Annotated in this window: 8 protein-coding genes; 3 read left to right on the top strand and 5 right to left on the bottom strand. The window is 63.0% G+C overall.

Annotated elements, in window-relative coordinates:
* Nucleotides 1-39: 39 nt before the first annotated feature.
* The 3 genes from HQ843_RS09310 to HQ843_RS09320 all read right to left on the bottom strand — a co-directional run bounded on the left by HQ843_RS09310 (nt 40) and on the right by HQ843_RS09320 (nt 6,724).
* Nucleotides 40-4,206 (bottom strand): translocation/assembly module TamB domain-containing protein, encoded by a 4,167-nt coding sequence (locus HQ843_RS09310; RefSeq protein ID WP_180898634.1) that lies wholly within the window; start codon nt 4,204-4,206, stop codon nt 40-42.
* A gap of 104 nt (nt 4,207-4,310) precedes the next feature.
* Complete coding sequence (locus HQ843_RS09315; RefSeq protein WP_180898632.1) at nt 4,311-6,233, bottom strand: autotransporter assembly complex protein TamA; 1,923 nt, start codon at nt 6,231-6,233, stop codon at nt 4,311-4,313.
* A gap of 209 nt (nt 6,234-6,442) precedes the next feature.
* Nucleotides 6,443-6,724, bottom strand: a complete 282-nt coding sequence (locus tag HQ843_RS09320; RefSeq protein ID WP_180898630.1) for a glycine zipper domain-containing protein — start codon at nt 6,722-6,724, stop codon at nt 6,443-6,445.
* A 413-nt stretch (nt 6,725-7,137) separates the two neighbouring features.
* Here HQ843_RS09320 and hemA point away from each other — a divergent pair, with 413 nt between their 5' ends.
* Nucleotides 7,138-8,352 (top strand): 5-aminolevulinate synthase, encoded by a 1,215-nt coding sequence (gene hemA / locus HQ843_RS09325; RefSeq protein WP_180898628.1) that lies wholly within the window; start codon nt 7,138-7,140, stop codon nt 8,350-8,352.
* A gap of 94 nt (nt 8,353-8,446) precedes the next feature.
* On the opposite strand, the gene dxr is transcribed toward hemA, so the two are convergent.
* Entirely contained in the window at nt 8,447-9,625 is a 1,179-nt protein-coding gene (dxr, locus tag HQ843_RS09330; protein ID WP_180898626.1) for a 1-deoxy-D-xylulose-5-phosphate reductoisomerase, read from the bottom strand.
* Nucleotides 9,626-9,806: 181 nt separating this feature from the next.
* Here dxr and HQ843_RS09335 point away from each other — a divergent pair, with 181 nt between their 5' ends.
* Nucleotides 9,807-10,688, top strand: a complete 882-nt coding sequence (locus tag HQ843_RS09335; RefSeq protein ID WP_180898624.1) for a 3-hydroxybutyryl-CoA dehydrogenase — start codon at nt 9,807-9,809, stop codon at nt 10,686-10,688.
* Between the two features lie 4 nt (nt 10,689-10,692).
* Here HQ843_RS09335 and cueR read toward each other — a convergent pair whose 3' ends face one another.
* Complete coding sequence (gene cueR / locus HQ843_RS09340; RefSeq protein ID WP_180898622.1) at nt 10,693-11,097, bottom strand: Cu(I)-responsive transcriptional regulator; 405 nt, start codon at nt 11,095-11,097, stop codon at nt 10,693-10,695.
* A 128-nt stretch (nt 11,098-11,225) separates the two neighbouring features.
* Here cueR and HQ843_RS09345 point away from each other — a divergent pair, with 128 nt between their 5' ends.
* Nucleotides 11,226-11,630: a GFA family protein gene (locus HQ843_RS09345; RefSeq protein WP_180898620.1), complete on the top strand. Its 405-nt coding sequence runs from the start codon at nt 11,226-11,228 to the stop codon at nt 11,628-11,630.
* Nucleotides 11,631-11,633 lie beyond the last annotated feature (3 nt).

Below are 11,633 nucleotides of genomic sequence, written 5' to 3' on the forward strand. Positions count from 1 at the left end.
ATCGCCATCATTTCAACTGCTGGCCGTGGCGGAGACCGATTAGTATTCTCTCTCGTAGAACACGCCGCCCGATGCCTCGCCTCTCGATCCCGCCGAGCCCTTGAGGATGAAGTTGCGGCCGATATCGATATTGACGCTCGCCTTCGTGCCGGTGTCGCGGCTCTGCTCGATCTCGAGATAGGTGTTGCTGTTCAGGTATTTGCCGACGCTGACCGCGGTATTGCCGGTCGAATCCGTCGTCAGGTCGAGATTGTCGACGCCCAGCACGTCACGGATCGAGCCGAACAGGGATTGGTCCGTGCCGCCCGTCAACTGGATGACCGCGTCTGCGAGCTGGGCGATCTGAAGCGCCGAAAGCTGGGACGATGACTGGTTGAACAGAAGCTGCGCTAGGATCTCGTCGTCCGGCAGCGCCGGGGTCGAGCTCAGCTTCACCTGCGGGTCGTTGGCCACGCCTTCAAGCGCGATGGTAATCGCGGTGGAGCCGGCATTAGTGTTGGCCCTCAGATCGATCATCGGGATCAGGGCGCCGCCGAAGGTGATCCGACCCTGGGTGAAATCGAGCCTGCGGTTGAGGATCGACAGCCGGCCGCGGATCAGGTCGAAACCGCCGCTGACAACCGGGTTCTGGGTCGTGCCGGTGATCCGCACGTTTCCGCCAAGCTCGGCGTCGATCCCGCGCCCGCGCACGAAAATCGCGTTGGGAGCCGAAATGGTGAGGTCGAGCGCCATGGAGGAGCGCGCCTCGTTGGTCTGCTGCGGCGAAAGCAACTCCGCCTGCCGGAGCACCGCCTTCGACGCATCCTGGTGGACGATATCGATCTGCGAGATCGACGCGGGCAGCCGGTCGGGGATCACGATTGCCGTGCGGGCAAGCGTCAGCCGGCCTGAAAGTTTCGGCTGCGCCAGAAGCGGCCCCTCCAGCGTCAACGTGCCGTTGGCCGTTGTCGTCAGCAATTGTCCGTCATTGATGACCGCATTGTCGGCAACGAGCTGCAGTGAGGCGGGGAAGCTGCCGGTGATGCCGACACTTCCGTTGATCGCGAGCGTGCCGCCGCCGGCGAGCTTACCGGTGATGCCGTTGATCTCGACCCGGTCTCCGGAAAGGGCGACGCGGCCGTTTATATCATTGAGCGAAATGCCGCGCCTGATGTCGGTCAGCGCGCTGATGGCAATATCGACGCCGCCGGAATAGGAGGGGCTTGTCAGGCTGCCGCCCACCGTCATGTCGACATCGGCATTGCCGGCGATGGCAAAGCCGGAACTGGCCGCGAGCGCGGAGGCGATCTGCATCGGCAGGCGGCCGTTGATCGAGAGGTTCAGCGGCTTGTTGCCGGTGAGCCCGATCGAACCGGTGGCGCGCGCATTCATGCCCTGGGCATTGGTGATCGTGGTATCGGTGGTCACCTGGCTGCCGTCGTAGCGGCCGGTCGTGGTGACGGAAAACGACTGTCCGCCGATCCTGCTCGCCTGCGCCAGATTGCCGTTGTCGAGGCGCAGATTGTAGTCGACCGAAGGGGTTGCCGCGGTGCCGGTCGCCGTTACCGTGCCGGATAGCGTGCCGCTGGCCCCGAGCGAGGGGACGAACTGATTGGCGATCGCGGCCGAAACGCCGCTGATATTGGCCGTCAGGTTCAGTCTCTCGCCGACGCTGCCGCTCGCGGCAACAGTGCCGCCGCCGATCCCGAGCCTGAGGCTTTCGATCGTCGTCGTGCCATTGGCGATGGTGATCCGGCCGGGTTCGAGCAGCCGCAGTCCAACGCCCATCGGCGAACCGTCGAGGCGCTTCAGATCGATCTCCATCGTCTCGCCCCGGTTCACGGCCGCTTCCAGCGATACCGGCTGCCCGTCATAGCGGGCCGCGAGGTCGAAATTCGTGGTCGTGTCCTGGTTGCTGGCCGAAAGCGTGATGTCGGTGACGGTCTGTCCCGCAACGGCGACGGAACCGAGCGTGATCTTGCCGCTCGCCTTCAACGCAGCGATATCGGCAACCGTCATGTCGGCGTCGAGGTTTCGCGCCGTGATGCCGCTGAAGGTGACGCTTTGACTTCTGGCATCGATCGACAGGCCGAGCCTGTCATTGGCGTTGTCGAGTTCGACGCGGCCCGCTATCGCGCCATCCGCCTTCTGGCCGGCAAGACCGGCGAGCAGTTTCAGGTCCGGGAAATCGAAGCTGATGCCGCCCGCAGGCTGGAACTTGCCGTTGAGACTGATGTCGCCGGAAAGCGTGTTGCCGCCAACCGCGCCGTCAATGCCCGCGATCTCGATCATGCCGTCGTTCGAGGTGACATTGGCGGCAAGCGAAAGCGGCGCGCCGGCATAGCTGCCCTTGGCGGTGAGCGTTCCTGATGGCGCCGACATATCCGCCTTGCCCTTGATCGTCGCCACGAAGTCTTCAAGCGTCTCGCCGGTGATGTCGAGACTGTCCGCCTTGACCGTGGCATCGATTTCGGGCGCGGCAAGGTCGCCCCCGATCGTGGCGTCAATGGTGGCCGAGCCCTTGACCTGCGGTGCAAGCCGGGAAAGTTCGGAAACCGTCGCCTTCAGCGTCGCGTCGATCGTTTTGCCGGTGATGCGGACATCGCCGCCGGCCTTGAGCAGTCCGTTTTCCACCTCGAGATTGGAAAGCGCCGCGGCGCCGGAAGCGGTCGAGAGGAAGAAGTCGCTCTCGATTCGGGTCATGTCGTCGATCAGGCCGGCGACCGCATCGGGAAAGGCGTCGGCGAGCACGAACAGTCTGGCGTGGCCGGTGGCGTCCTGGGTTTCGAGATCGTAATTGACGGTGGCCGTTGCGCCGATACTGCCGCTTTCAAGGGCGATGTCCTCGAGTTTTACGGTGCCTTCAGCAAGCGTGACCCGGGACTTGAACGACAGCGGCGCCTCGACCATCCGGTCGAGGCTTTCATCGCGGAAGGCAAGGCTTTCAACCGAAAGACCGGTGTTGAAGGCGCCGGTGCGGGCGGCAAGGTCGAAGCCCTTGCCATTGGCGGCGAACGACACGCCGCTTGCCGAAAGCTGCGGCAGCGAGAGCTGCGACAGCGTGACTGATGCCGACAGGTCGGCATTCTTCGCTGCCCCATGCAGGCTGAAGCTGGCATTTTCCAGAGACAGCGACAGCGCATCGTCGCCGATCGGCGTGGAAAACGGCACGGAACCGTCATTGACGCCGTCAAGCGTGACCTCGAGGTCGTTGTCGCCATTCGGATCGTAGGCGCCCGAGGCGTTCAGCGCGAAGCTGCCGGTTTCGATCCGGCTCTTGCCGATCGCGATCCGCCCGCCGGGATAGAGCGTCGCGGCGACATCGATATCGGTCTTGCCTTCGACGAGCGACTGGAATTGCGGCGGCGTCAGCGCGGCAAATTCCCCTTGGCCGGTCACCGTGATGGTGCGCTCGGCCTTGTCGTTCAACTGGTGGCGGATATCGATCTCGCCGAGCGTCTCGCCGGAAAGCGCTGCCGTCAGGCGCCCCTTCCAGTCCGAAAGCGGGCCGTCGCCATCGATCGCGATATTGAGCGCGGGCGTTCCGGGAAGCTTCAGCAGCGTTGCAACCATGCCGCCTTCCGGCTCGTTCACCTCGGCGGTGAGATCGAGCAGGTTCTGGTCCGGCGCGTATTCGATATCGGCCTTGAGATAGGTGCCGGCGCGGGCGCGGTGCGCGATGTCGAGCGCGGTCGAAATCCGGTCGGTAACGGCGCTTACATGGCCGCTGGCGGCGAGCGGATAGGCCTCGCCCGCCACCGCCTCGGCGATATCGATCTGCGGAAAGTCGAATTTCTCGATGTCGACGCCGATCGGCAGCGAGAAGCCATTCGATTGCGTCTTTGCCGTCTCCGGCGCCGGTTTGCCCGGAACGGGAAGGCGGGAAAGCGAGATCGTGCGCGCCGACAGGCTATCGGCGGCAAACCGCCCGCGCAACAGCGCCATCGGCGACCAGTCGAGCGCAATGCCTTCGATCTCGGCATAGGGGCCCTTGATATCGGAGACGGTGACGCTGTCGACGGTGAAATTGCCGGTCAGCGGCGCGCTGACCCGGCCCACATGGACGGCGAAATCCGGGGAGGCGATCCGTTTGGTAACCTGGCGGACGGCGAAATTCGCGCCGGGTTCGGTATAGCCGATCAGGATGACGGCCGCGGCAATGATCACGATGACGAGCGCCAAAAGGCTCGCAACTATCTGCAGCAGTCGTTTGAAAAATATCGCCATGAAACTCCTCGGACGCGATTTCCCTTTGGCAAATATCGCGATTTGCGCGTTTTTCCAATCATGTCATGAAAGGCATGAATGCATCGTCAATTGCAAGGAGCTCACTAAAAACTCTGTCCGATGCCGGCATAGATGCCGAAGCGGTCACCGCCGGGATAGCGATCGAGCGGGACGGCGACGTCGAGGCGGATCGGGCCGAAGCCTGTCATATAGCGCACCCCGATGCCGGCGCCGGCGCGGATATCGGAGAAATCGGGGAAGTAGTCGGCGGACACGTCGGCGGCATCGATGAAGGGCACCACCTGGATGTTTTCGGTCACGCCGATCCGCGCCTCAAGCGTCGCCTCGACATAGGAACGACCGCCGGTTTCGTCGCCATTGGCGAGTCGCGGCGAAATCGACTTGTAGGCATAGCCGCGCACGCTGCCGCCGCCGCCGGCATAGAACCGGTCGGTCGCGGGAATGTCCTTGAGGTCGCCGCCGCCGACGATCGTGCCCGCGCCGAGGCGGGCGGCGAGGGTGAAGCGGTCATCCTCGCCCGCCGAGAAATAGGTCGAGCCGACGGCATCGAAGGACGAGAAGAAATTGCCGTTGAGGAAATCATAGGCAGGCTCGGCCGTGGTGATCAGGTAAATGCCCTCGGTCGGGTTCAGCGTGTCGTTGCGGGTGTCACGGTCGAAGCCTATGGGAGCGGAGAAGGTCAGGTAGTCCTCGGTGCCGAAGGCGTCCTTGATGTGGGAGTAGTCGAGCGTCAGGCCGGCGCTGATCGTGTTGTACTCGTTCTGCTCATAGCTGTAGCTGACGCTGCCTGCGACCGATTTCGCATTGTAGGCGTCCGGGTTCTCCGTGGCGGTAAGAATGCTGGCGGTGAACATGCCGGACGGATGGAACAGGCCCGGCTTGGTGAAGGTGATGCCGCCGGCGAGATCGAGCGAGTTGACGCCGTAGTCGTCCGAAGCGCCGATCCGCGAAACGCCGGCTTCAAGGCGCAGGCCCTCGGCCTCGCCGAACAGGTTGCGGTGGCCCCAATAGCCTTCCAGCCCGAGACCGTCGATCGACGACACGGTGGCGCCGAAGCCGTAATAGCGGAACTTGCCGTCGCGCACCGTGATCGTCGTCGGCAACTGACCGTTGTCATCGAGCGCGCTCGCGGTCGTGATCGTCACCGAATCGAAGGCGTTCAGCGTGCGCAAACGATTGGCCGCCGCTGTAAGCTGTTCGGGAGAGTACTGCTCGCCCGGCTTCAGCCGCGAATAGCGCCGGATGAAATCGGGCTCGACGGCCTCGGATCCCTTCACCGCGATCGACCCCAGATCTGCGACCGGACCGTCCTCGGCGAAAATATCGACATCGACCGTGGAGGTGGCGTGATCGGCAATCACCTCGCGGCGGGTGATGGTCGCAAACGGATGGCCCTGATCCTTCAGTTCGGTGGTGATCTCGCGGGCGGCCGAAAGGATGGTGGTCGAGTAGGCCGGTTTTCCCGTCTCGAGATTGAGTTTTTTCGGATTGAAGCTTGCCGGTGCGCCCTCAAGGTTGATCCGGGAAAAGGTGAACATCGGACCCGCTTCGATCGCGACCGTGACGGGGACCGGATCCTCGCGCCCGAAATCGGGCAGGCCGACGATATCCTCGATCGACTGTCCGTCGACGCTGATATTGACCAGCCCGCCATAATAGGCCTTCTCGAACAGCGAGCCGACGAGGATCTGAAGATCGTCGCGCGCCTTCACTAACACGCCGAGATCGCCGTCGACGGGTTGGCGCTCATCGCCTACCAGCGCCGAGCGCTTGCGCAGGAAGCCTTCCAGCTCGCTGTCGCCGCCGGTCACGCTGAAGGTCACGGTATAGCGCACGGGGTCCTGGATGGAGGAGATGTCGACCTCCTTCTCGCCCCAGAGATGGATGCCGAACAGACTGAAAGCGTTGGCCTCGCCGCTGACGGCGAGGATCGCGGCAGAAATCGCCAGCGGCAGCTTCAGCGCGCCGGATATTCCTAATCTCTTCCGTTTTGAACGGGTCACCATCTTCAACTCGAACCACACCGCGAAAAATACATACGCGACAAAATATTAGCAGGTTTCCAAATGCATAGCCCAAGAAAACCGAAAACCCGGCAACAGCATTAACCGTTGGTTACGGAAGCTGTATGTCGGGTCTGGTTTTGCCACGGACGATCGCCGGAATTGACAAGCCCTGGCGGGGCCGCCCCCTTTTGCGGCGGCGGCCCTGTTTCCTACCGGTAGCCGGGCGGGCAGTTATCGGTGTATTCGCGGCCGTAGCGGTCGCGGTAGTAGCACTTGCCCGGCTGGTTTTCGACGGCCCGGCCGACGAGAGCGCCGGCGCCTGCGCCGATTGCGCCGCCCAGAAGCGCGCCGCCGAGGCCGCCGCCGTCAATTGCGGTGCCGACCAGCGCGCCGGTGCCGGCGCCGATGGCAGCGCCTTCCTGCGTGGGCGTGCAGGCCGTGGCTGCAAGCGAAGAAACGCCGATCAGAATTCCTGCGAATAATTTTTTCATGATACCCTCATCATCTTTGCGCTTTGGTTCCGCGCCGACTGACCGCTCCATTGTCCCGGACCTGTCATTGCCGTCCCTCACATGCAGCACGTGGCCGCTCTTCCGATACATACCCGAATAGCGATCCGGCGAAAAGCGAAAAGCTCCTTGGCCAGGTTATTACGCCTCGGGTGAATGGTTAATGTCCGGCGGGACGATAGGTTCCATATTGCCCAAAATTCCGAAGCCGTGCGGCAAATTGACCCTGATCAAGTTTTGGTCAGGCGGTTGCGCGTAGATAAAGTTTGGAATAGTTCAAATTAAGGGCTGATTGTCGCAGGGGCAGGAAATGGGCCCCGTTGCGGGTTGACGCGGAGCGATCTTCGTCAAATCCTGTCGAGAAACAACAAGGCCGGTGGTGGAGCATCTGGGTAATGGATTTCGAAGCATTCTTCAAAAACGAGCTGGCCGAATTGCATGATGAAGGCCGCTATCGCGTTTTCGCGGAACTGAAGCGCCATCGCGGCGAGTTCCCGCGCGCCTCCCGTTTCAAGGATGGCGCTGCATCCGACGTCACGGTCTGGTGTTCGAACGATTATCTCGGCATGGGCCAGTGTCCCACCGTGATCGCCGCCATGCAGGAGGCGATCGAGGTTTGCGGGGCAGGGGCCGGCGGCACCCGCAATATTTCCGGCACCAATTATTACCACGTCCAGCTCGAACACGAGCTTGCCGACCTGCACGGCAAGGAAGCCGCGCTGATCTTCACCTCCGGCTACGTCTCCAACTGGGCGACGCTCGGTACGCTCGGCGAGAAAATTCCGGGCCTGATTATCTTTTCCGACGCGCTCAACCACGCCTCGATGATCGAGGGCATCCGCCACGGCAAGTCGGCGCGGGCGATCTTCCGCCACAACGACCTGAACGATCTCGAGGCCAAGCTGAAGGCCGCCGATCCGGCAGCGCCGAAGCTGATCGCGTTCGAATCGGTCTATTCGATGGATGGCGACATCGCGCCCATCAGGGAAATCTGCGACCTCGCCGACAAATATGGCGCGATGACCTATCTCGATGAGGTGCACGCGGTCGGCATGTATGGTCCGCGCGGCGGCGGCGTTGCCGAGCGCGAGGGGCTGATGGATCGGATCACGATCATCGAGGGCACGCTCGGCAAGGCCTTCGGCGTCATGGGCGGTTATATCACCGGCTCGAAGGCGCTGGTCGATTTCATCCGCTCGTTCGCTTCGGGCTTCATCTTCACCACCGCGCTGCCGCCGGCGCTTGCCGCCGGCGCGGTCGCCTCGATCCGTCACCTCAAGGTCAGCCAGATCGAGCGCACCCGCCATCGCGAACGGGTCGAGACGCTGCGCGCCAGGCTCGATCGCCAGGGCATTCCGCACATGCCCAATCCGAGCCATATCGTGCCGGTGATCGTGGGCGACGCGTCCAAGTGCAAGTGGATCTCGGACATCCTGCTGGATAGTTTCGGCATCTACGTGCAGCCGATCAACTACCCGACCGTGCCGCGCAAGACCGAGCGTCTGCGCTTCACGCCGACCCCGCTTCACACCGACGCCGATATCGATCATCTGGTTTCGGCGCTGCATTCGCTGTGGTCGCAATGCGCGCTGGCGCGCGCCGTGGCCTGATGGCGGCAAGACTGCTCTCAGGCGGTAATCATCCGGACTTGTGCTAGAGCGTCGGGCGAAAAAGTGGAATCCGGTTTTTCGTTAACCCGATGCTCTAGTCGCCAACCCGCTTTGCGGCCCGTCTGCGGGCCTCGCCGTCGGCGACGAATACGTCTTCGATGGCCGCTGCGGCTGGAAGGTCGCGCATTTCCTCCATCACCGCCCCGGTGATTTCCGCCATTTCCAGAAAGCCGCAGCGGCCGTCGATGAAGGCTTCGAGCGCGATCTCCTTGGCGCCGTTCAGCACCGCGCCCTGCAGTCCGCCGCGCTCCATGGCCAGTCGCGCAAGCCGGAGTGCGGGAAAGCGGGCCTCATCCGGCGCTTCGAAATCGAGCCTTGCGAGCCTTGCGAAATCCAGCTTTTCCACCGAAAGCGGGCGGCGTTCGGGATAGGACAGCGCATAGCCGATGGCGGTGCGCATATCGGGTGAGCCGAGCTGGGCAAGGATAGAGCCGTCGGCATAGCCGACCATGGAATGAATGATCGACTGCGGGTGGACAACCACCTCGACCTGTTCGGGCGCGAGGTCGAAAAGATGCTGCGCCTCGATCATTTCCAGCGCCTTGTTGAACATCGAAGCGCTGTCGATCGAGATTTTCAGCCCCATCGACCAGTTGGGATGGGCGCGCGCGGTGGCCGCGTCGACATGGCGCATCTCATCCAGCGTCATCGCGCGGAACGGGCCGCCGGAGGCGGTGATGATGACCCGGTCGAGCGCGCGTCTCTGGTTTTCCGCAAACACCTGGAAGATCGCGGAATGCTCGCTGTCGACCGGGATCAGCATGCCGCCGCCCCGTTTCACGGCCTCCATGAACAGCGGACCGGCGGAAACCAGGCATTCCTTGTTGGCAAGCGCGATGTCGGCGCCGGCCGCTGCCGCCTTCAGCGTCGGGGCGAGCCCGGCCGTGCCGACGATCGCCGCCATCACGACGTCATTGCCTTGGTCGGCCGCCTCGTCGAGGCCGCTGGTTCCCGCCGCCGCGCGGATGCCGGTGCCGGAAAGCGCTTGCTTCAGTTCACTATAACGGCTTTCATCGGCGGTGACGGCCATGGCGGCGCCGTGCTCGATCGCCAGACGGGCAAGTGCTGCGACATTGGCATTGCCGGTCACCGCCGTGATCTCGAAGGCCTCGCGGCCGCCGAGCTGGCCAATGACGTCGAGCGTGTTGATACCGATGGAGCCGGTCGCGCCGAATATGGCGATGCGTCGCGTCTGCATGTTCCTGCCTGTCATTCCTGTCTGACAGGCTCTAGCGGGTTTTTCCGGCGGGCAACAGGGGGCGGGCGGATATTCCCTTGCTTTGTGCCGGTCCGCGCGGGCTTGCCGCAAGGCACTGGAAAAACCGTACCCGAGGGATTATCACAGTTCGGGGCCGCGCGCGGCGACCGCGAGATGAGGAATGAGGGAGTGCGAGATGGCCGAAACTATCAAGCGCGTCGGCGTGATCGGCGCCGGAGCGATGGGCTGCGGCGTTGCCCATGTCTGCGCGATCGCCGGCTACGACGTCCACCTGATCGACACCGGACAGCAGCAGATCGAGGGCGGGCTTGCCACCATCAACGGCAATCTGGCGCGACAGGTCAGCTCCGGCAAGCTCTCCGATGACGACCGCAAGAAGGCGCTGAGGCTGATTACCGCCTCGACCGATCTTCAGGATCTTGCCGCCGCCGATATCGTGATCGAGGCGATCACCGAGGATGAGGCGGAAAAGCGTGCGCTCTATGCCAGGGTCTGCCCGATCCTGAAGCCGGAAACGCTGCTGGCCAGCAATACCTCGTCGTTCTCGATCACCCGGCTTGCCGCCTCCACCGATCGGCCGGAGCGGTTCATGGGCGTGCATTTCATGAACCCGGTGCCGGTGATGGAACTGGTGGAACTGGTGCGCGGGATCGCCACCGATGAGGTGACCTTCGAGACCGCCAGACAATTCGTGCTCTCGCTTGGCAAGACGCCGACCGTTTCCGAGGATTTCCCGGCCTTCATCGTCAACCGCATCCTGCTGCCGATGATCAACGAGGCGATCTATGTGCTTTACGAAGGCGTTGGTAACGTCGAGCACATCGACACCGCGATGCGCCTCGGCGCCCGCCACCCGATGGGGCCGCTGGAACTTGCCGATTTCATCGGGCTCGATACCTGCCTTTCGGTGATGCAGATGCTGCATGAGGGCCTCGCCGACAACAAATACCGCCCGTGCCCGCTCTTGGTGAAATATGTCGACGCCGGCTGGCTCGGCCGCAAATCCGGTCGCGGGTTCTACGACTATCGCGGCGACGAGCCGGTTCCGACGCGGTAATCCGTCAATGGCAGCCGGCGTCTGAACCGCCTGAAAGTTCCTCCAGGATCGGGCAGTCCGGCCGGTGGTCGCCATGGCAGTGGTCGGCGAGGTGCTGAAGCGTGGCCTTGAGGCCGGCGAGGCGCGCGAGCTTCTCGTTGATCTCGGCGATCTTGGCCGTCGCCAGAGCCTTGACCTCGGCGCTTTCGCGGGCGTCGTCGTCATAGAGCGACAGCAGCAGCCGGCATTCCTCGACCGAAAAACCGAGATCGCGGGAGCGATGAACGAAATTCAGCCGGTGGACGAGATTGTCGGAATAATCGCGATAGCCGTTGGGGGCGCGGTCGGCCACGACGAGACCGATTTCCTCGTAATAGCGGATCGTCTTTGGCGGCAGGCCCGATTGCCGTGCGGCTTGGCCGATGTTCATCAATACTCTCCTGACATACGATTGCATTAATTTGATGCCGGCTTCAGGATTCTTCAAGCCTTGTGATGTTGCCTCGCGCCGACGTGCCGTGTCAGGAATGGGGTCCCACGGGAAGCGGAGAATGCACCATGAAGATCACCGGAGGCTGCTTTTGCGGCAATGTGCGCTTTACGGCAGAGGTTGACCCTGAAGCAGTTGTCGTCTGCCATTGCAATCAGTGCCAGCGGTTGAGCGGCTCGCCCTATCGCGTTTCGGTTCTGGTGTCGCGTGATGATGTTCGCATTTTGAGCGATGGCCTGCGCGAATACTGGAAGACGGCCGAAAACGGCAACAGACGTGCCCAGGCTTTCTGCGAAACCTGCGGTGGACCGGTGCTTTCCAGGGGAGACGCAGAGGCGGCGGATGAATGGGTGTTGCGCTGGGGCATGATCGACCAGCGCGCCGACCTGCCGCCGAGGCGGCAGATCTGGTGCGAAGAGGCCGCAGCTTTCGCCAATGAACTTGCCGCCCTTCCGGGTGAGGCGAGGGAATAGCGC

Origin of the sequence: Martelella sp. NC20 (genome assembly GCF_013459645.1) — a bacterium.
Classification (GTDB): domain Bacteria; phylum Pseudomonadota; class Alphaproteobacteria; order Rhizobiales; family Rhizobiaceae; genus Martelella.